19 protein-coding genes are annotated in these 19705 nt (G+C 72.5%); 17 read left to right on the forward strand and 2 right to left on the reverse strand.

Annotation, left to right across the window (positions count from 1 at the left end):
* Positions 1-236: 236 nt before the first annotated feature.
* From ACZ499_RS39035 to ACZ499_RS39060, 6 genes are all read left to right on the forward strand, one after another.
* Positions 237-1313 carry a nitronate monooxygenase gene (locus ACZ499_RS39035; RefSeq protein WP_385544530.1) on the forward strand — a complete coding sequence of 359 codons (1077 nt, stop codon included), beginning with the start codon at positions 237-239 and terminating at the stop codon, positions 1311-1313.
* A 10-nt stretch (positions 1314-1323) separates the two neighbouring features.
* A complete protein-coding gene (locus ACZ499_RS39040; RefSeq protein WP_468681845.1) occupies positions 1324-2076 on the forward strand; it encodes a 16S rRNA (uracil(1498)-N(3))-methyltransferase in 753 nt (250 codons plus the stop codon).
* A 51-nt stretch (positions 2077-2127) separates the two neighbouring features.
* Positions 2128-2661: a hypothetical protein gene (locus ACZ499_RS39045; RefSeq protein ID WP_468681847.1), complete on the forward strand. Its 534-nt coding sequence runs from the start codon at positions 2128-2130 to the stop codon at positions 2659-2661.
* 106 nt (positions 2662-2767) lie between these two features.
* Complete coding sequence (locus ACZ499_RS39050) at positions 2768-3127, forward strand: histidine triad nucleotide-binding protein (protein WP_468681849.1); 360 nt, start codon at positions 2768-2770, stop codon at positions 3125-3127.
* A 106-nt stretch (positions 3128-3233) separates the two neighbouring features.
* Complete coding sequence (locus tag ACZ499_RS39055) at positions 3234-4145, forward strand: ribonuclease Z (protein ID WP_468681850.1); 912 nt, start codon at positions 3234-3236, stop codon at positions 4143-4145.
* A 50-nt stretch (positions 4146-4195) separates the two neighbouring features.
* A complete protein-coding gene (locus tag ACZ499_RS39060) occupies positions 4196-5203 on the forward strand; it encodes an adenosine deaminase (RefSeq protein WP_468681852.1) in 1008 nt (335 codons plus the stop codon).
* Between the two features lie 690 nt (positions 5204-5893).
* Here the strand turns inward: ACZ499_RS39060 and ACZ499_RS39065 are convergent.
* Positions 5894-7093 (reverse strand): MFS transporter, encoded by a 1200-nt coding sequence (locus ACZ499_RS39065; RefSeq protein WP_468681854.1) that lies wholly within the window; start codon positions 7091-7093, stop codon positions 5894-5896.
* 260 nt (positions 7094-7353) lie between these two features.
* Between ACZ499_RS39065 and ACZ499_RS39070 the strand changes: the two genes are divergently transcribed.
* From ACZ499_RS39070 to ACZ499_RS39095, 6 genes are all read left to right on the forward strand, one after another.
* Positions 7354-8667, forward strand: coding sequence for a glucarate dehydratase family protein (locus ACZ499_RS39070; RefSeq protein WP_468681856.1), 1314 nt, complete (start codon positions 7354-7356; stop codon positions 8665-8667).
* Between the two features lie 66 nt (positions 8668-8733).
* Positions 8734-9876: a carbohydrate kinase family protein gene (locus ACZ499_RS39075; RefSeq protein ID WP_468681858.1), complete on the forward strand. Its 1143-nt coding sequence runs from the start codon at positions 8734-8736 to the stop codon at positions 9874-9876.
* Positions 9877-10052: 176 nt separating this feature from the next.
* The gene (locus ACZ499_RS39080) at positions 10053-11069 is read left to right on the forward strand and encodes a PhoH family protein (protein ID WP_468681860.1); all 1017 of its coding nucleotides are present in this window, start codon (positions 10053-10055) and stop codon (positions 11067-11069) included.
* 12 nt (positions 11070-11081) lie between these two features.
* Entirely contained in the window at positions 11082-11579 is a 498-nt protein-coding gene (ybeY, locus tag ACZ499_RS39085) for an rRNA maturation RNase YbeY (RefSeq protein WP_385544560.1), read from the forward strand.
* Positions 11576-12868, forward strand: coding sequence for a hemolysin family protein (locus tag ACZ499_RS39090; RefSeq protein WP_385544563.1), 1293 nt, complete (start codon positions 11576-11578; stop codon positions 12866-12868). Before ybeY ends, ACZ499_RS39090 begins: the two co-directional genes overlap by 4 nt.
* Complete coding sequence (locus ACZ499_RS39095; RefSeq protein ID WP_468681862.1) at positions 12865-13218, forward strand: MmcQ/YjbR family DNA-binding protein; 354 nt, start codon at positions 12865-12867, stop codon at positions 13216-13218. The genes ACZ499_RS39090 and ACZ499_RS39095 overlap by 4 nt, the downstream gene beginning before the upstream one ends.
* Before the next feature lie 4 nt (positions 13219-13222).
* On the opposite strand, the gene ACZ499_RS39100 is transcribed toward ACZ499_RS39095, so the two are convergent.
* Complete coding sequence (locus ACZ499_RS39100) at positions 13223-14638, reverse strand: MFS transporter (protein WP_468681864.1); 1416 nt, start codon at positions 14636-14638, stop codon at positions 13223-13225.
* 253 nt (positions 14639-14891) lie between these two features.
* On the opposite strand from ACZ499_RS39100, the gene ACZ499_RS39105 reads away from it, so the two are divergent.
* From ACZ499_RS39105 to ACZ499_RS39125, 5 genes are all read left to right on the forward strand, one after another.
* On the forward strand, positions 14892-15713 hold the full coding sequence (locus ACZ499_RS39105) for a helix-turn-helix transcriptional regulator (RefSeq protein WP_468681880.1): 822 nt from the start codon (positions 14892-14894) through the stop codon (positions 15711-15713).
* Between the two features lie 52 nt (positions 15714-15765).
* The gene (locus ACZ499_RS39110; protein ID WP_468681866.1) at positions 15766-16119 is read left to right on the forward strand and encodes a cytidine deaminase; all 354 of its coding nucleotides are present in this window, start codon (positions 15766-15768) and stop codon (positions 16117-16119) included.
* Between the two features lie 496 nt (positions 16120-16615).
* Positions 16616-17092, forward strand: coding sequence for a hypothetical protein (locus ACZ499_RS39115; protein ID WP_468413892.1), 477 nt, complete (start codon positions 16616-16618; stop codon positions 17090-17092).
* Between the two features lie 261 nt (positions 17093-17353).
* The gene (locus ACZ499_RS39120; protein WP_468681868.1) at positions 17354-18676 is read left to right on the forward strand and encodes a WxL domain-containing protein; all 1323 of its coding nucleotides are present in this window, start codon (positions 17354-17356) and stop codon (positions 18674-18676) included.
* A 59-nt stretch (positions 18677-18735) separates the two neighbouring features.
* Positions 18736-19671, forward strand: a complete 936-nt coding sequence (locus ACZ499_RS39125) for a DUF916 domain-containing protein (protein WP_468681870.1) — start codon at positions 18736-18738, stop codon at positions 19669-19671.
* The last annotated feature ends 34 nt before the right edge of the window (positions 19672-19705 follow it).

The raw sequence follows: 19705 nt of genomic DNA on the forward strand, positions 1-19705 counted from the left end.
CCCCCCCCCCCCCCCCCCCCCCCCCCCCCCCCCCCCCCCCCCCCCCCCCCCCCCCCCCCCCCCCCCCCCCCCCCCCCCCCCCCCCCCCCCCCACGGTCCGCCCACCACGGTCCGCAGGTAAAGACGGGGCCGGGGGCGGAGCCCAAGGGCGGCCCGCAGGTCGGCGGGTCAAGGGGCGCAGCCCATGGCGGGACGGGCGATTCGGTGCCGGAGCGCACCCGTGGCACGATGCGGGCATGGCTTTGACCGATCTCTGCCGGTATCCGATCGTGCAGGCTCCCATGGCCGGTGGCGTCTCCGCCCCCGGTCTGGCCGCCGCGGTCTGCGAGGCCGGCGGACTCGGGTTCCTGGCCGCCGGCTACAAGACGGCCGACGGCATGTACCAGGAGATCAAGCAGCTGCGCGGGCTCACCGGGCGGCCGTTCGGGGTCAACCTGTTCATGCCGCAGCCGCCGCACACCGACCCGGCCGTCATCGAGGTGTACCGCAACCAGCTGGCGGGCGAGGCCACCTGGTACGAGACGCCGCTGGGCGACGCCGACTCCGGTGGCGACGACGGCTACGAGGCCAAGCTGGCGATACTGCGCGAGGACCCGGTCGCGGCCGTCTCCTTCACCTTCGGCTGCCCCGAGCGCGAGGTGCTCGCCGCGTTCGCCGCCCTCGGCACGTACACCGTCGTCACCGTGACCACCCCCGACGAGGCGCTGGCGGCGCAGGGCGCGGGGGCCGACGCCGTGTGCGTGCAGGGGATAGAGGCCGGCGGGCACCAGTCGACCCACCGCGACGACCCGCAGGCCGACGGCTCCGGGATCGGGCTGCTCTCGCTGATCACCCAGGTCCGCGAGAGCGTACGGCTGCCGGTCATCGCGACCGGCGGGCTGATGCGCGGCGCCCAGATCGCGGCGGTGCTCGCGGCGGGCGCGGACGCGGCGCAGCTCGGCACGGCCTTCCTGGCCTCCCCCGAGTCCGGTGCGCACGCGCTGCACAAGCAGGCGCTGACCAACCCCCTCTTCGTCCGTACGGAGTTGACGCGGGCGTTCTCCGGACGCCCGGCCCGCGGGCTGGTCAACCGGTTCATGCGCGAGCACGGGCCGTACGCCCCGGCCGCCTATCCGGAGGTGCACCAGCTCACCGCCGGGCTGCGGCGGGCCGCCGCAGCGGCGGGCGACGCCCAGGGCATGGCGCTGTGGGCGGGGCAGGGGCACCGGCTGGCGCGCGAACTGCCGGCCGGGCAGCTGGTGCAGGTCCTGGCGGCCGAACTGGACGCGGCGCTGGCCGCGTTGGCCGCCGCATCGAGAAACCGAAACACATGAGGAGTGCGTCATGACCGCCCCGGTCTTCGTCGTCGACCGTTTCCGCGAGTCCGGGCCGGGCGGCCGGTACGTACTGGACGGGCCCGAGGGGCGGCACGCCGTCTCCGTGAAGCGGCTCCAGCCCGGCGAGGACGTCGTCCTGACCGACGGTCTCGGCAACTGGTCCGACTGCGTGGTCCTGGCGACCGAGGGCAAGGACCGCCTGATCGTCCAGCTCGACTCACTGGCGCACGAGCCGGAGCCCGAGCTCCGCATCACCGTCGTCCAGGCGCTGCCCAAGGGCGACCGGGGCGAGGTCGCGGTCGAGACGATGACCGAGACCGGCGTCGACGCCGTGGTGCCGTGGCAGGCCTCGCGCTGCATCACGCAGTGGAAGGGCGACCGGGGCGCCAAGTCCCTCGCCAAGTGGCGCGCCACGGCCCGGGAGGCGGGCAAGCAGTCGCGCCGGGTGCGGTTCCCGGAGGTGCGGGACGCGATGACGACCAAGCAGGTTGTCGCGTTTTTGGCCACGGCTGATTTCGCCGCCGTGCTGCACGAGGACCGGGACACCTCGAGCGAGCCGCTGGCCACCGCCGAGCTTCCCGCCCACGGGGAGATCGTCCTGGTAGTGGGCCCCGAAGGGGGCGTATCCCCCGAGGAGTTGGCGGCTTTCGCGGAGGCGGGCGCCCAGCCGTACCGGCTCGGCCCGAGCGTTCTGCGCACCTCCACGGCGGGCACGGCGGCGGCCGCGCTGCTGATGGGGCGCACCGGCCGCTGGTCGTGACGTCGTAAAGCCGTCTACCGCGCCCGGCGCGGTGGTGGGACGCTGGCGCGTATGGGGGCAAGGAGATACGTCACGTTGCCGCTGCGCCACCGGCGCGCGCTCGCCGCGCTCGCTCTGGCCGGGGCGGCCGCCGTCGGGGCTGCGGCCTGCGACCCGGTGGGCGGCATGAGTTCGGTCACCGTCTCGGTGACCACCGACAAGGTCGCGACGAGCAAGCTGGAGCACGACGGCGTCAAGGTGCGCTACCTGACGTGTACGGCGAAGATCGACGGCGGCGGCGCCTCGACCCGTACCCCGTCGGCCGGTTCGACCCGTACGGTCGCCACGGTCGACTGTCGGGGCCGCACCGACGACAACAAGAAGATCAACGTCACCGGCAAGGTGACGGAGGAGCGCGAGGACCGCTGTGTACGCGGCGACCTGACGGCGAAGGTCGCGGACCGCACGGTCTTCCACGCCGACGTCCTGGGCGACTGCAACGCCCCGCCCCCCACCAAGAACACCCCCAGGCCCCCGGGCAAACCGGGCAGCCGCCCGACGGTGACGGTCACGGTGACCGTGACGGAGACGTTCCGGGGCAAGTGACGAACCGGGACGGATGAACCCGGGGCGAGTGGGGATCGGCGGGCAGACGTCAGTAGCATGCCTCTGACTGATCCACTGTTCCACCGCGACCGAGGAGCTCAGGACCGTGGCCGGAGAGCCGCAGGCGGACTGCCTGTTCTGCAAGATCGTCTCGGGGGACGTCCCGGCGACCGTCGTCCGGGAGACCGAGACCGTCGTGGCGTTCCGCGACATCAACCCCCAGGCGCCGACGCACATCCTCGTCATCCCCCGCGTCCACCACCCCGACGCCGCCTCGCTCGCCGCCGCCGAACCGGCGATCGCCGCCGATCTGCTGTGCGAGGCCGGGGAGATCGCCGCCGCCGAGAACATCGACGGCAGCGGGTACCGGATCGTCTTCAACACCGGCAGCGGCGCGGGCCAGACCGTCTTCCACGCGCACGCCCACCTGCTCGGCGGGCGCGGCCTGCAGTGGCCGCCGGGGTAGGACCGGGCTGCTCTTTCCCGGGGGTGACCCCCCGGACCCCCGGCCGGACAAGCAGGCGCTCCTGGGCGCTCGGCAGGTCTTCGCGAGGCAATCGGAGTAACAGGCGTTGTCCGTACGTGAATTGGTGGTGCTCGGCACCGCCAGCCAGGTCCCGACCCGGCACCGCAACCACAACGGCTATCTGCTGCGCTGGGACGGCGAGGGCATCCTCTTCGACCCCGGCGAGGGCACCCAGCGGCAGATGCTGCGGGCCGGCGTGGCCGCGCACGACATCGACCGGATCTGCGTCACGCACTTCCACGGCGACCACTCGCTGGGGCTCGCCGGGGTGATCCAGCGGATCAACCTCGACCGCGTGCCGCACCCGGTCACCGCGCACTACCCGGCGAGCGGGCAGCACTTCTTCGACCGGCTGCGGTACGCGACGGCCTACCGCGAGACGGTCGAGCTGGCGCAGGCGCCGGTCGACGGCGAGGGGGCGGTGCTGGCCGCGACCGACGCGTACACGCTCGAAGCGCGGCGGCTCTCGCACCCCGTGGAGTCCTACGGCTACCGGATCACCGAGCCGGACCGGCGCCGGATGCTGCCCGCGCTCCTCGCCGAGCACGGCATCGCCGGGCCGGACGTGGGCCGCCTCCAGCGCGAGGGCGCGCTCGGCGGGGTGACGCTCGACGACGTCAGCGAGACGCGGCGCGGGCAGCGGTTCGCCTTCGTCATGGACACCCGGCTCTGCGACGGCGTGGCCGCGCTGGCCGAGGGCTGCGACATGCTGGTCGTCGAGTCGACGTTCCTGGACGAGGACGTACGGCTCGCGGAGGACCACGGGCATCTGACGGCGGGTCAGGCGGCCGGGGTGGCCCGGGACGCGGGGGTCCGCCACCTCGTCCTCACCCACTTCTCGCAGCGGTACGCGGACCCGGCTGCGTTCGAGCGGCAGGCGCGGGGGGCGGGGTTCGAGGGGGAGCTGACGATCGCGGCGGATCTGATACGGGTGCCGCTGCCGAGACGTACGCCGTAGTCACGTTGTTCCAGCGAATTTCGAGCCAGCCACTTTCAGGAAGCGCCACCATGCCCATCCCCAAAGCCGAACTCCACCTCCACATCGAAGGCACCCTCGAACCCGAGCTCGCCTTCGAACTCGCCGCGCGCAACGGTGTGCGGCTGCCGTACGCGGACACCGATGAGCTGCGCAAGGCGTACCTCTTCGACGACCTCCAGTCCTTCCTCGACCTGTACTACTCGCTGATGGCGGTGCTGCGCACGGAGGACGACTTCGAGGCGCTGGCGGAGGCGTATCTGGCGCGGGCGGCGGCGCAGGGGGTGCGGCACGCGGAGATCTTCTTCGACCCGCAGGCCCACACGGCGCGCGGCGTGCCCATCGGGACGGTGGTGGAGGGGCTCGGCCGGGCCCTGGACCGCAGTGCGGCCCGCCATGGCATCACGACCCGGCTCATCCTCTGCTTCCTGCGCGACCAGTCGGCGGAGTCCGCTCTGGAGACGCTGGAGGCGGCGCGGCCGCATCTGCACCGGATCGTGGGCATCGGCCTCGACTCGGCGGAGGTCGGGCATCCGCCGGCGAAGTTCCGCGAGGTGTACGCGGTGGCGGACTCGCTGGGGCTGCGGAAGGTGGCGCACGCGGGGGAGGAGGGCCCGCCGTCGTACATCACCGAGGCGCTCGACGTACTGGGGGTGGAACGGGTGGACCACGGGCTGCGGGCCCTGGAGGACCCGTCGCTGGTCGCCCGCCTGGTCCGCGACCGCATCCCGCTGACGCTCTGTCCGCTCTCGAACGTCCGGCTGCGGGCCGTGCCCGTCCTGGAGGAGCATCCGTTGCGGCGGATGATGGACGCGGGGCTGATGTGCACGGTGAACTCCGACGATCCCGCGTACTTCGGGGGGTATGTGGGGGACACGTTCGATGCGGTGGGGGTGGCGCTGGGGTTGTCCTCCGAGGACCTGCGGGGCCTCGCGCGCAACTCGTTCCTGGCGGCGTTCTTGGAGGGGGAGGAGGGGGTGCGGGAGGGGTATCTGGCGGAGGTCGAAGCGTACGAGTTCCCCACCCCGCCCGTTCCCTGAACCCTCCGGGGGTGGGGGGTGGGTTGAGGTGGTTCTCCCGGGGGCTAGGCCCCCGGACCCCTGTTGGCGGGGGCTCCGCCCCCTGCACCCCTCGCGCGGGCGGGGGCTCCGCCCCCTGCACCTCCGCTGGGGCTGCGCCCCGGACCCGGCGCGAGGGTGGGGGGGCTACCTGGGGGCACAGCCCCCGGCCCCCGCTTCGGGGGCTGCGCCCCCGGCGTCCCCGCTGGGCTGCTCCCCGCTCCCGCCTCGGGGCTCCGCCCCGGACCCCGGCGCGAGGGTGGGGGGGCTACCTGGGGGCCCAGCCCCCGGTCCCTGCTTCGGGGCTCCGCCCCGGACCCCGCTCCTCAAACTCCCCCAAGGACTTCGTCCAGGGGGGACCCCCAGGGGCTGAATTTGGCCGTGCCCCGTAAACCTGACCTGTCCGCGCTGGACATCCCCATCCCCCCTCAGGGGCGCGGGGAACTGCGCGACCGGCTCCCACCGGGCCCGCAGACGAATCCCGCACTCCCGGAGGGTTCCGCGGGGAACTGCGCGACGAGCCACACTCAGCCCCCAGACGGACGCCGGGCCAAGTAGGGGCGCGGGGAACTGCGCGACCAGCCCCCACCGGGCCCGCAGACGAATCCCGCACCCCCCGGAGGGTTCCGCGGGGAACTGCGCAACCAGCCCCACCCGCCCCGCCCCGCCCCCTCACACCGACAAGCTGAACTCGCCCCCGCCCGCAGGGCGAACCACTGTCTGCGGGGTCGCCGCCGCGATCACCGGGTGACGGCGCGGGCGGGCCGCCAGCCTCGTCAAGGGGCCGGCCACCGCCAGCAGCAGCACCCCCAGCACCGCCCCCATCCCCCCGTACCCCACCTCCGAGGACAGCACGCTCCCCGTCAGCGGCCCGCACGCCACCCCCAGCGACGACGCCGAGCCCGCCAGGACGGCCCAGCGGCCGCGGGGGTCCAGGGACGCCGCCAGGGCGATCAAGTACGAGAGCACCACCGGGTAGAAGACGTTCCACAGGATCTCGCCGCCCGCGAAGGACACCAGGCCACGCGCCGACGAACTCACCACCACGCACCCGGCGATCATCACCGTCCCCACCCCGATCGGTACCGCCCGCCCCAGCCGTGTGCCCAGCGCCCCCGCCCCGGTCACCCCGAGCAGGCCCGCGCCCAGCGCCACCGCGAACACCGCGCCCACCGTGACCTCGGTCAGGCCGGCCTGGGTCAGGCCGATGCGGCCGCTCACGCCCCACAGTGCGTTCTGCGCCAGGGACCAGCAGAGCATCGCCGCCGCCAGGACCGATCCCGCGCGGCGGTGCGGCAGGCGGGCCGATGTCGTACGTCCGGTGGAGTGGGCCGGGGCCGGGCCCGGCAGGCGGGTCGTCACCGGCCACACCACCCCCGCCACCACCGCGATCGCCGCGAACGGCAACCCGTGGCCGCCCCCGAGGTGCGGGATCGTCAGATACAGCGCCCCGGCCGTCGCGGAGACGGACAGCAGCCCGAGCGTGGTCAGCCGGTGCGGATCCCGCCGCGCGGCCATCCCCGACGCGGCCACCGCCGTCGCCGTACCGGAGCCGAAGCCCCCGACCACCGCGCCCGCCACCACCAGGGGGAGGTGTGTCGTCAGCGCGGCGCCGCCGTAACCGCCCAGTGCGAGCAGCAGGCCCAGCCGGGCCAGGCGGCGCTCCCCGTACCGCTCCACCCGCGCCGCCAGCGCGAAGCCCGCCGCCGCCGAGCTCAACAGCAGGGTGGAGCCGATGAGTCCGGCCTGGGTGGGGGAGAGGCCGAGGCCTGACGAGAGGCGGCCCACGACGGTCGGGAGCAGATACGCGGCGAGGTAGCCGGCCGTGAAGACGGCGACCAGAGGCCGGGCGGCACGAGGGCGTGCGGACATGGGCGTTCCAGGAAGGGCGGTGCCCGAACGGGCAGGAGTGCGGAGAAAGTTCAAAGAGGGGGGATGCGCCCGGTGTTGTCACGTACGGGAACGCGGCCCAATTTGTATCAAGTGCCCCGAGCACACGAAAGCCACAAGTTAGTGATCTGGGTCATATTTTGTTTGGGGAGTCGAATGGCGGGTATTTAGCGGCTCCCCCATCCACCCCTCCTCGCCGCTCCCTTGACCCCTCTCCGTTCACATATCTAGTCTCCATTCCCATGGATGCTCAGCCGCAGCAGCGCACCATCGTCGACATCCGGCTCACTCCCGTCCTCATCTCCGACCCCCCGCTCCTCAACGTCCAGGGGGTGCACCAGTCGTACACCCCGCGCCTCGTCGTCGAAGTCGTCACTGACAGCGGTGTCACCGGCATCGGGGAGAGCTATGGCGATACCAAGTACCTGGAGCTGGCCCGGCCGTACGCCGCCTCCCTTCTCGGCGCCCGGCATGACCTTTCCGACCTCAATGGGCTGTTCACCCTTATGGACGATCTGCCCGTGGACGAGGCGCGCGTCGATCACTCCGTCGACGTCGGCGGGCTGCGCGGTGTGCAGAGCGCCGACAAGCTGCGGCTCTCCGTCGTCTCCGCCTTCGAGGTGGCCTGCCTCGACGCGCTCGGCAAGACGCTCGGTGTGCCCGTGCACACGCTCCTCGGCGGCAAGGTCCGCGACAGCGTGGAGTACAGCGCCTATCTCTTCTACCGGTGGGCCGAACACCCGGGCGGGGCGGGCGAGAAGGACGACTGGGGGGCGGCCCTCGACCCCGCCGGGATCGTGGCGCAGGCCCGGCGGTTCGTGCGCGAGCACGGGTTCGGCTCGTTCAAGCTCAAGGGCGGTGTCTTCCCGCCCGAGCAGGAGGTCGCCGCGGTCCGGGCGCTCGCCGAGGCCTTTCCGGGGCATCCGCTGCGGCTCGACCCGAACGGCGGCTGGAGTGCGGCCACTTCGCTGCGCGTCGCCGCCGAGCTCGCGGACGTACTGGAGTACCTGGAGGACCCGGCGTCCGGCACGCGCGCGATGGCGGAGGTCTCGGCGGGTACGGACGTCCCGCTCGCCACCAATATGTGCGTGACCACGTTCGACGAGATCCGTGAGGCGTTCCTCAGCGACGCCGTGCAGGTCGTCCTCAGTGATCACCATTACTGGGGCGGGCTGCGCAACACCCGGGAGCTGTCCGCGATCTGCCGCGCCTTCGGGGTGGGCCTGTCCATGCACTCCAACACCCACATGGGCATCAGCCTCGCCGCGATGACCCACGTCGCCGCGACCGTGCCCAACCTCGACTACGCGTGCGACAGCCACTACCCCTGGCAGAGCGAGGATGTCGTGGTCGACCGCCATGTCTTCCGGGGCGGGCGGCTCACCGTCTCCGATGCCCCCGGGCTCGGCGTCACCCTCGACCGCGACGCGCTCGACCGCCTCCACCGGCGCTGGCTGGCCGACGACGGCACCCTGCGCGACCGCGACGACGCCGCCGCGATGCGACGGGCCCCCGGGTACGAGCAGTGGCGCCCGCCGGCCCTGCCGCGCTGGTAGGAGGAGTCTCGGCCGCGTACGGATCGGGCACACTGGCCTGATCCGTACGCGAACGGGGAGTCCGCCGTGACCACATCCAGCAGAGAGCAGCAGGACCGCGCCGACCGGTGGGGCCACACCGCGGGCGTCGACCCGCTGGACAAGGTGCGCCGGCCCCGCGACCCGGAGTGCGACGTCTTCCTCACCGGCACGGTCTTCCTCGACATCATCTTCACCGGCCTCGACTCCGCCCCGGTGCGCGGCACGGAGTCCTGGGCTCGCGGCATGGGCTCCAGCCCCGGCGGGGTCGCCAACATGGCCATCGCGCTCGCCCGCCTCGGGCTGCGCACCTCGCTGGCGGCGGCCTTCGGTGACGACCACTACGGCGAGTACTGCTGGGACGCCCTGGAGCAGGGCGAGGGCATCGACCTGTCGCTGTCGCGGACCGTGCCCGGCTGGCACTCGCCGGTCACCGTCTCCATGGCGTACGAGGGCGAGCGGACCATGGTCTCGCACGGCCACGAAGCGCCCCCGGAGGCCGTGCCCTTCCATGCGGGCGCACCCGCCGTCGCCCCACGCGCGCGTGCCGCGATCGCCTCGCTGGTGCCCGGGCGCACCGAGGAGTGGATCGCCGACGCCGCCCGGCAGGGCTCGCGGATCTTCGCGGACGTCGGCTGGGACGACACCGGGCACTGGGACCTGGCGGGCCTGACCGGCCTCGAACACTGCGAGGCGTTCCTGCCCAACGCGGGCGAGGCGATGCGCTACACCCGCACCGACTGCCCGCGCGCGGCGGCCCGAGCCCTGGCCGAGAAGGTGCCGGTCGCCGTGGTCACCCTGGGCGCGGAGGGCGCGTACGCGGTGGACGGCTCGACCGGCGAGACCGCCGAGGTGCCCGCGATCGCGGTGGAGGCACTCGACCCGACCGGGGCGGGCGACGTGTTCGTGGCCGGGTTCGTCACCAGCACGCTCGCGGGGTGGCCGCTGGCGGACCGGCTGGCGTTCGCCGGGCTGACGGCCGCCCTTTCGGTGCAGGAGTTCGGCGGCTCGCTCTCGGCGCCGGGCTGGGCGGAGATCGCCGCGTGGTGGCAGCAGGTGCGTACGTACGAGGACCAGGACCCCGCGGCGCTGCGGCGGTACGCGTTCCTGGAGGGACTGCTGCCGGGCGCGGCCCGGCCCTGGCCGCTGCGCCGGGCCGTCCCGACGATCGGCTTCCGCCGGCCTGCTTGAGCGTGCCCGGTCTGAGCTGAGGCGCCCGGTCTGAGCACGGCCGACAGCGTGCCCGGACACCCGGTCCGAAAACCCCTCGGCGCTGTCAGTGCCAGGTCGTAGGCTTGGTGTTCCAGGGGTTGTCGAGCAGCGAGAACCCTGCAACGGGAGGTATGTGCAGGCCACAGAGCCGGCCCATGACTCAGACACCCACACAGCCGCAGGCGAGTGCCCAGATCACGGTCCCTGCCAAGCACCCGATGGTGATGCTGCTCGGATCCGGTGACTCGCTGCTGCGCGTGATCGAGAAGGCCTTCCCGGCGGCCGACATCCATGTCCGGGGCAATGAGATCAGTGCCACGGGGACCCCGGCGGAAGTCGCGCTCATCCAACGCCTGTTCGACCAGATGATGCTGGTGCTCCGCACCGGTCAGCCGATGACGGAGGACGCAGTGGAACGCTCGATCGCCATGCTCAGGGCGAGCGAGAACGGCAAGGGGGAGGACGGCCACGAGACGCCGGCCGACGTGCTCACGCAGAACATCCTCTCCAGCCGCGGTCGCACCATCCGCCCCAAGACCCTCAACCAGAAGCGGTACGTCGACGCGATCGACAAGCACACGATCGTCTTCGGCATCGGCCCCGCCGGTACCGGAAAGACCTATCTCGCCATGGCCAAGGCGGTCCAGGCCCTGCAGTCCAAGCAGGTCACCCGGATCATCCTGACCCGGCCCGCCGTGGAGGCGGGCGAGCGCCTCGGCTTCCTGCCGGGCACGCTCTACGAGAAGATCGACCCGTATCTGCGCCCGCTCTACGACGCGCTGCACGACATGCTGGACCCGGAGTCCATCCCCCGGCTGATGGCGGCGGGGACCATCGAGGTGGCGCCGCTGGCGTACATGCGCGGGCGCACGCTGAATGACGCGTTCATCATTCTGGACGAGGCGCAGAACACCAGCGCCGAGCAGATGAAGATGTTCCTCACCCGGCTCGGCTTCGACTCGAAGATCGTCATCACGGGTGACATCACCCAGGTCGACCTGCCGAACGGCACGAAGAGCGGTCTTCGCCAGGTCCAGGACATCCTGGAGGGTGTCGAGGACGTCCACTTCTCCCGGCTGTCGTCCCAGGACGTCGTCCGGCACAAGCTCGTCGGCCGTATCGTCGACGCGTACGAGAAGTACGACAGCCAGCAGGGCCACAACGGGAAGTAGTCAGAGCGCACCATGTCGATCGACGTCAACAACGAGTCCGGAACCGAGGTCGACGAGCAGGCGATCCTCGACATCGCCCGCTACGCACTCACGCGGATGCGGATCCACCCGCTCTCCGAGCTGTCGGTGATCGTCGTGGACGCCGAGGCCATGGAGCAGCTGCACATCCAGTGGATGGACCTGCCGGGTCCGACCGACGTCATGTCCTTCCCGATGGACGAGCTGCGTCCGCCGATGAAGGACGACGAGGAGCCCCCCCAGGGGCTCCTCGGTGACATCGTGCTCTGCCCGGAGGTCGCCAAGCAGCAGGGCGAGGACGCGCCGACACGGCACTCCATGGACGAGGAGCTCCAGCTCCTGACCGTCCACGGAGTGCTGCACCTGCTGGGCTACGACCACGAGGAGCCGGACGAGAAGGCCGAGATGTTCGGTCTGCAGGCGGCCATCGTCGACGGCTGGCGGGCGGAGAAGGGCCACACCGGCCCCTCCCCGGCGCCGACCGTCTCATGACCGGGCAACTGCTCTTCGGCGCCGTCGCCCTGGTCGTGGTCGCCTGGCTGGCCGCCTGTGCGGAGGCCGGCATCGCCCGTACGTCCTCGTTCCGCGCGGATGAGGCCGTGCGGTCCGGGCGGCGCGGCGCGGCCAAGCTCGCCCAGGTGGCCGCCGACCCCACCCGTTACCTCAATGTGGCCCTCCTTGTCCGGGTCGCCTGCGAGATGGCGGCCGGGGTCCTGGTCACCTACGTCTGCCTGGAGGACTTCGGCGAGACCTGGACTGCGCTGCTCGTCGCCATCGCGGTGATGGTGCTCGTCTCCTATGTCGCCGTGGGCGTCTCGCCGCGCACCATCGGCCGCCAGCACCCGCTGAACACGGCGACGGCCGCCGCGTACGTACTGCTGCCGCTGGCCAGGATCATGGGCCCGGTGCCGCAGCTGCTCATCCTCCTCGGCAACGCCCTCACGCCCGGAAAGGGCTTCCGCAAGGGCCCGTTCGCCTCCGAGGCCGAGCTGCGGGCGATGGTCGACCTCGCCGAGCAGGAGTCGCTGATCGAGGACGACGAGCGCCGGATGGTGCACTCGGTCTTCGAGCTCGGCGACACGCTGGTGCGCGAGGTGATGGTGCCGCGTACCGACCTCGTCTGCATCGAGCGCTACAAGACCATCCGCCAGGCGCTCACCCTCGCGCTGCGCTCGGGCTTCTCCCGGATCCCGGTGACCGGTGAGAACGAGGACGACATCGTCGGGATCGTGTATCTGAAGGACCTGGTCCGCAAGACGCACATCAACCGCGACTCCGAGGCCGATCTGGTCTCCACCGCGATGCGCCCCGCCGCGTTCGTGCCCGACACCAAGAACGCGGGCGACCTGCTGCGCGAGATGCAGCAGGACCGCAGCCATGTCGCCGTCGTCATCGACGAGTACGGCGGCACGGCCGGCATCGTCACCATCGAGGACATCCTGGAGGAGATCGTCGGGGAGATCACCGACGAGTACGACCGGGAGCTGACGCCGGTCGAGGAGCTGGCGGACGGCTGCTTCCGGGTCACCGCGCGGCTCGACATCGGCGACCTGGGCGAGCTGTTCGGGTTCGACGAGTTCGACGACGAGGACGTGGAGACGGTCGGCGGACTGCTCGCCAAGGCGCTCGGGCGGGTGCCGATCGCGGGCGCCACGGCGGCCGTGGACCTGCCGGACGGGCGGGCGCTGCGCCTGACGGCCGAGTCCCCGGCGGGCCGCCGGAACAAGATCGTGACCGTGCTCGTGGAGCCGCAGCCGGTCAAGGAGGAGGAAGAGGCGTGACACCTGAGGAGCTCAGGGCCTTCTGCCTGGCGTTCAACGCCGCTACCGAGGAGTTCCCGTTCGACTCGGGGACCTCGGTCTTCAAGGTCCTCGGGAAGATGTTCGCGCTGAGCAACCTGGGCGGCGTCCCGCTCACCGCCAACCTCAAGTGCGACCCGGACGACGCGGTGCGGCTGCGCGCCGAGTACCCGGCGATCGTGCCGGGCTGGCACATGAACAAGCGCCACTGGAACACGGTGGACGTGGATCAGCTCCCGGACCGGCTGGTCCGGGAGCTGATCGAGGATTCGTACGACCTGGTCGTGGCCGGTCTCCCGAAGGCCGAGCGGCTCCGGCTCGACCGGCCCTGACCCGCTAGACCTTCCGGCGGCCAAGGCCGACCGCCACCAGCGCCGCCGCCGCGACCACGATCACCGCGTCGGTCAGCAGCACGGTCCGCACCCCTTGGAACAGGTCGTCCCCGGTGGTGGCGAGCACGCCGAGCAGCGGGATGCCGATGGTGATGCCGACCTGCTGGGTGGTGGTGACCAGACCCGTCGCCAGCCCCTGCTCCTCGTCGGGCACACCGCTGGTGACGGTCAGTCCGTACGAGATGATCGCGCCCAGGTGGCACATGCTGGCCAGTGAGACGGCGACGGTGGCGAGCAGCGCGCCCGACTCGCGGCCCAGGGCGAGCAGCAGGGCGATGAACAGTCCCTGGCCGAGCAGTGAGACGACCAGGGTGCGGCGGGCGCCGAAGCGGCCGATGACCTTGGCGGCGTAGCTGCCGGCGACCGCCGACATGGCGCCCTGGACGCCGAAGACCAGACCGGTCTTGAAGGACGACAGGCCCAGGACCTCCTGGAGGTAGAGGGTCAGCACGAAGATGACCGTCGACATCATCGAGAAGGTGACCAGGCCGCCCAGGTTGCCCCACGCCACCGTGCGGCGCTTCAGCATCGGCAGCGAGACCAGCGGGGCCGGCGCCTTCGACTCGACGACCACGAACGCCGCGAGCAGCAGCAGACCGGCGACCAGCGTGCCCCACACGTCCGCGCCGCCGAAGCCGCGCTGGGCCGCCGTCGACAGGGAGTAGATCAGGGCGAGCAGCCCGCCGGTGACGGTGATCGCGCCGGGGACGTCCAGCCGCGGGCGGTCCGGGGTGCGCGACTCGGGCAGCAGGCCGGGCGCCAGGGCGAGGACGGTCACCGCGGCGACCGCGAGCAGGCCCATGGTCGAGCGCCAGCCCAGCGTGTCCGTCATGACCCCGCCGAGCACCATGCCGACGGTGAAGCCGAGCGAGAGCAGGGTGCCGCTGATGCCGAGCGCCCTGTCGCGCTGCGGGCCCTCGGGGAACGTGGTGGTCAGCAGGGACATACCGGTCGGCACGATCACCGCGGCGCCCAGGCCCTGCAGGGCGCGGCCGGTCAGGAACGACGCCGGGTCCCAGGCGAGGGCGGCGAGCAGCGAGGCCGCGCCGAAGAGGGCGAGCCCGGTCAGGAACAGCTTCTTGCGGCCGTACAGATCGGCGATCCGGCCGAACAGGAGCAGGAAGCCGCCGGACGGCAGCGCGAACGCGGTGACCGCCCACTGGAGCGCGGACCGGCTCAGGCCCAGGTCGTCGCCGAGGACGGGCAGCGCCACGTTCAGTACGGAGAAGTCGAGCGCCACCATGAACTGGGCGGCGCAGAGCACGAACAGGACCAGCTTCGCCCGGCCGGAGAGCCGGCCGTCCTGCGGGGCCTGTGCGGCGGCCGGCGTGGCCGGTGCGGTGTGGGTGTCGATTGCCATGGCCACAGCCTGGCCGTCCGGGAATCGCCGTGGAGAGTGGGAACTTATCCTGTTGGCGGCACCACCAGGCAGCGGCCCAGGGCCTGTCCGGCGGATCTGGTCGGCCTCGGCCCTGGCCGCCCTTTCGATCCTGCGTGCCGACGAGATCCGCCGGACAGGCCTGGGCGCCGACCGGTAGCCGACGAGGGGGAGTACGTACGTGGCCACGCCGATCGACAAGTCGCTGCGGCGCACCGAACTGCGCGAGTTCCTGATGAACCGGCGGGGCCGGATCAGCCCCGCCGCCGCCGGGCTGCCCGACGGCGGCGCCCGCCGCCGCACCCCGGGGCTGCGCCGCGAGGAGGTCGCGGTGCTGGCCGGGGTGGGCGTCTCCTGGTACCAGTGGCTGGAGCAGGGCCGGGACATCACGGTGTCGCCGCAGGTCCTGGACTCGGTGGGCCGGGTCCTCAAGCTGACCAGCGCCGAGCGCCGGCATCTGTACGTGCTGGCCGGGCTCAACCCGCCCGCGCCCGAGGTCGACCCGGCCAACGCCGACATGTGCCAGGGCCTGCAGCGGCTGATCGACGCCTGGATGCCGTTCCCCGCGCACATCATGGACGTGTACTGGAACACGGTGATGTACAACGACGCGGCCGCCATGGTGCTCGGCATGCGCCCCGAGATCGTGCAGAACTGTCTGGTCGCCTTCTTCACCGACCCGGTCTACCGCTCCCGCGCCAAGGGCTGGGAGGAGATCGCCGGGAAGGTGGTCGCCCAGTACCGGGCGGCCTGCTCGGAGCGGCCCGGTGACGAGGGCTTCCAGGAGGTCGTCGAGGAGGCGTCCCGGCTCTCGGCGGAGTTCGCGGAGCTGTGGGGGCAGCGGGACATCCTGCCCGGCGGCCAGATCAAGAAGGAGTTCCAGCACCCGGTGGTGGGCGCGCTGTTCGTCGAGTCCACCCAGCTGCGGGTCCCGGCCCGCCCGGACCTCGCGATCGTGCTGCACAATCCGCTGCCGGAGACCGACACGGCCGCGAAGCTGGAGTGGCTGGCCTCGCCGGAGGGGCGGCGCGGGTCGATGTACCCGGTGGCGGGCTGAGCGCGGGGGGTTGCGCGCGGGCCGCTCCGGGCGCACTCCTTATGCTCGTGGCATGACTCAGAGCAGCGAACTCGACCCCGAGGACCGCAAGATCATCACCCTGGCGCGCAGCGCCCGGGCCCGCAACGGGGTGGCCGAGGGCGCGGCCGTACGGGACGAGACCGGGCGTACGTACGTCGCCGGGACCGTGGAGCTGGACTCGCTCAAGCTCTCGGCGCTGCGCACGGCGGTCGCCATGGCCGTGGCCAGCGGGGCGAAGTCGCTGGAGGCGGCGGCCGTGGTGACCGAGGCGGAGACGGCGTGCGCCGAGGACCGGGCGGCGGTGCGGGACCTGGGCGGCGCGACCACCCCGGTCCTGGTGGCGGGCCCGGACGGGGAACTCCGCGCGAGGGTCGCGGCGGGCTGAGGTGCCAGGTCTTCGTCTGCGGGCCGTCTGTGGCTGGTCGCGCAGTTCTCCGCGCCCCTGGAAGCGCCCCTGGAAGCGCCCCTCCGGGGCGACCCCGAGGATGCCGCGCAGCGGGGCATTCAAGGGGCGCGGAGAACTGCGCGAGCAAGCCAGCACGGTCCGCAGCTGATGCACCCCGTTCCAGCCGCCGGGGCCGTGGCCGGTTGCGGTCCGCCGGACCGACGGTTTCCGGCCGTCTGCGGCCCGCGCCGAAGAAACCCCCGGTCCCCCCTTGCGCCCCCGCGCCCCCCGCGCATCAATGAACAGCAGTTCATCCGACGGACCGTCAGATACGGCGGCCGGGCAGGGGGCGCGAGCCGCGGCCCCCGGCCGAGTCGACCGCCCTCCTCCCGTGTGGCGTGCGCACCCCGCCCGCGGACGGTTTCACGCGCATGCGCATGCGCTTCAGCGCGGCACTCGCCATCTCCCTGTACGGGAAGTACGGGAAGGGGAACCGATGTTACGCAAGAGGCCACTGGTGCTCGCGGCGCTCGCCGCGGGCGGACTGGCCACCGGTGCACTGGTGCTGGCCCCGACGGCCTCGGCCGTCTCCCCGGGGTCGGCCACCGAGGTCTACAACTGCGGTTTCTACGGCGGCGGTGAGGCGACGCTGACGGCCACCCAGAACGGCACGGCCGCCACCGTCACCCTCACCTCCTCCGAGATCACCACCCCGATCGGGGTGGGCGCGGACTCCATCACCACGACGCTGACCATGGCCAAGGCCGGTGGCGGCACCGTGGTCTTCAGTGGCAAGCGCAACCCCGCGATGTCGGCGGGCAGCGGGGTCACGGTCGGCCCGCTCGGCGGGACCGTCTCGCCCGGGCTCTCCGCCAACGCGCACCCCGGCTCGGTCAAGATGCTGGTCTTCGGGATCACGGTGACCTGCAACTCGACGGCGGCCCAGGCGCCCGGGCCGTTCGTGTTCAGCTGACCGTTCGGCCGACTCCAGGGAAGCATCAGCCCCCCACGCCTCACGGGACCGGCGCCGCCGCCAGCGGCGCCGGTTCCGCGCTGCCGTGAGCGGACCGCGATCCACCGGTTGACCTGCGAGAACGCGGATCTTGACAGAATCTGATGGCCCATCAGTCAGGGGATTTCGATTCCATTGACTTCTTTTCGCGCCCCCAGGTCAATGGCTCCCTGCCGGCGCAGCCGAGCCGCTGCTGCGCCACAACCGCAGAGGGGGGCAGTCATGCCTTCAGCACGAAGACGGCGCCACTGGGCCGCCGTACTGGGAGCCGCGGCGCTCATGGCCGGAACCGGAGCGCTCATCGCGCCCGGACAGGCCCTGGCCGCGACGCCCGTCGACTTCGCCACGCACTGCGTACCGCCGCCCATCGCGGGCATCCCGCCGATCGACGGCACCACGAGTGCCCAGATCACCGTCGACAACGCCACGCCCAAGGTGGGCGACACGGTGACCGTGACGTACACGGTCACCAAGCCCGCCGCCGGCAACCCGGTGGACCTGGCGCTGCCCGCCGACATCATGACCCCCACCGGAAAGGTCACCGTCGGCGGCGCGCAGTCCGGCGCCGTCACGGTCGCCGGACCCAAGAAGAACGACCCGGTGCCAGGGAAGGGCGCGTTCCCGCCGTTCTCCATGACCGGTACGTTCACCGTCACCGCACCCGGCGCGATCACCCTGTCGCCCGGCGACTACAACATCCACACCAGCTACATCATGGAGCTGGACACCCCCTGTACGGTCACCAACCCGCCCGCGCCCGTCTCCGAGACGGTCACCGCGACCGGCGGCGGCCAGACCAACCAGCGGGCCGTCCAGCTGGGCACCGCCTCCGGCAAGCCCGGCGCGAGCGTCACCGTCACCGGGTCGAAGTTCACCGCGGGCGCGACCGTGACGGTCGTCGGCCGGGCCGGGGCCGCCGAGACCGCCGACAAGGCGACCGTGACGGCGGACGCGCAGGGCGCGTTCTCCACCGCCCTGACGGTCAACGACAAGGCGACCAGCGGCATCGTCGCCTACGAGGGAGCGAGCTGGAGCGACGACAAGGGCGCGGGCCCGGCGGCGTACAGCGTCGTCGACGACACCCCGACGCCGCCGAACAGCCAGAAGCTCAACTCCTCGGTCAAGGCGGGCACACTCTCCATGGCCCAGGCCGGCGACGCCGTCGCCATGGACGCCGTCGACTTCGGCAAGGGCGGCTTCTCCCGGGGCTCGCTCCAGACGGTGACGGTCCAGGACTTCCGCGGCGGCCCCGCGGGCTGGTCCCTGACCGGCAAGGTCACCGACTTCACCGGCCCCGGCGGCGTGAAGATCGACGCCTCCAAGCTCGGCTGGACCCCGGCCTGCGCCACCAAGGCCGGTTCCCCGTCGACCTGCGCGGCGGGCTCGCCGGGCACCGTGGGCAGCGCGGGCGCGACCCTCGCGACCACGCCCAACGCGGCGCTCACCGGCGGTGAGTTCACCGTGGACGCCCGGGTCTCGCTGAACGTTCCGGCGTTCACCGCCCCCGGCGCGTACTCCGGCGTGCTGACGCTCACGCTGGCCTGATCCACCCGTGGGCCGGGCGCGCACCCGGCCGGCCCACCCGTCCCCGGGGGTTCCGCACCGTGCGCAAGCTGTACGTCCTCCTCCTCGCCGCGGCCGTCCTGCTCCTCGGCACGCCCGCGCGCGCCGCCGACAACGGCAACTGGGCCGTCTTCCCGTCCTCCCCGGGCGCGGACCGGCGCCCGTACTTCTACCTCTCCGCCGGCCCCGGCACCACCCTCACCGACAAGGTCACCGTCACCAACAAGACGGCCGCGCCCATGGCCTTCCGGCTGTACGGGGCCGACGCGTACAACACCGAACGCGACGGCGGGTTCGCCGTGCGCACCCAGCGTGAGCCGCAGCACGGCGTGGGCGCCTGGACCAGGCCCGACCGGACGGCGGTCACCGTCCCGGCGCACGCCTCGGTCACCGTGCCGTTCACCGTGACCGTCCCGGCCGACGCGGAGCCCGGCGACCACCCCGGGGCGCTGGTCGCCCTGGACGAGAAGGTCGCGGCCGGACAGGGGGAGCTGGCGATGGGGGTGCAGCAGGCGGTAGGGGCGCGGGTCTATCTGCGGATCACCGGCCCCACCGTGCCCGCGCTCGCGGTCGAGGACGTTTCCCTCACCCAGCACCACCCACTGGTCCCGGGCACGGGCAGCAGCAGGTCCGTCGTCTCCTACACGCTCCACAACCGGGGCAACGTCACGCTCGACCCGAAGGTCGAACTGAAGGCGACGGGCCTGTTCGGCCGTACCCTGCTGAGCCGCGCGCTGACGAACGTCCCGGCCGAGCTGCTGCCCGGCCAGAAGGTCCGCCTGACCGAGCCGTGGGCGGGCTCGCCGCAGCTGGACCGGGGCGACATACGTCTCACGGCGAGCGCGAAGGGCGTCACCGGGTCGGGCGGCGCGTCCTTCCTCGCCCTGCCCTGGATCGGGCTCGGAGTGCTGGTGGGGGCCCTGGCGGCGGGGTTCGCGGGGTGGCGGCTGCGGCGGGTCCGGGGGCGTCGGGGCTGAGCGCAGGGACCGCGCGTACAGCGGGACCGTTCCG

It is taken from the genome of Streptomyces sp. NPDC031265, assembly GCF_055570295.1.

Bases quoted from the DNA above. Each gene is read 5' to 3' on its own strand.
- ybeY (WP_385544560.1), top strand. From the start codon at position 11,082: ATGTCGATCGACGTCAACAACGAGTCCGGAACCGAGGTCGACGAGCAG.
- ACZ499_RS39060 (WP_468681852.1), top strand. From the start codon at position 4,196: ATGCCCATCCCCAAAGCCGAACTCCACCTCCACATCGAAGGCACCCTC.
- ACZ499_RS39110 (WP_468681866.1), top strand. From the start codon at position 15,766: ATGACTCAGAGCAGCGAACTCGACCCCGAGGACCGCAAGATCATCACC.
- ACZ499_RS39045 (WP_468681847.1), top strand. From the start codon at position 2,128: ATGGGGGCAAGGAGATACGTCACGTTGCCGCTGCGCCACCGGCGCGCG.
- ACZ499_RS39070 (WP_468681856.1), top strand. From the start codon at position 7,354: ATGGATGCTCAGCCGCAGCAGCGCACCATCGTCGACATCCGGCTCACT.
- ACZ499_RS39080 (WP_468681860.1), top strand. From the start codon at position 10,053: ATGACTCAGACACCCACACAGCCGCAGGCGAGTGCCCAGATCACGGTC.
- ACZ499_RS39065 (WP_468681854.1), bottom strand. From the start codon at position 7,093: ATGTCCGCACGCCCTCGTGCCGCCCGGCCTCTGGTCGCCGTCTTCACG.
- ACZ499_RS39120 (WP_468681868.1), top strand. From the start codon at position 17,354: ATGCCTTCAGCACGAAGACGGCGCCACTGGGCCGCCGTACTGGGAGCC.
- ACZ499_RS39115 (WP_468413892.1), top strand. From the start codon at position 16,616: ATGTTACGCAAGAGGCCACTGGTGCTCGCGGCGCTCGCCGCGGGCGGA.
- ACZ499_RS39100 (WP_468681864.1), bottom strand. From the start codon at position 14,638: ATGGCAATCGACACCCACACCGCACCGGCCACGCCGGCCGCCGCACAG.
- ACZ499_RS39105 (WP_468681880.1), top strand. From the start codon at position 14,892: ATGAACCGGCGGGGCCGGATCAGCCCCGCCGCCGCCGGGCTGCCCGAC.
- ACZ499_RS39040 (WP_468681845.1), top strand. From the start codon at position 1,324: ATGACCGCCCCGGTCTTCGTCGTCGACCGTTTCCGCGAGTCCGGGCCG.
- ACZ499_RS39090 (WP_385544563.1), top strand. From the start codon at position 11,576: ATGACCGGGCAACTGCTCTTCGGCGCCGTCGCCCTGGTCGTGGTCGCC.
- ACZ499_RS39035 (WP_385544530.1), top strand. From the start codon at position 237: ATGGCTTTGACCGATCTCTGCCGGTATCCGATCGTGCAGGCTCCCATG.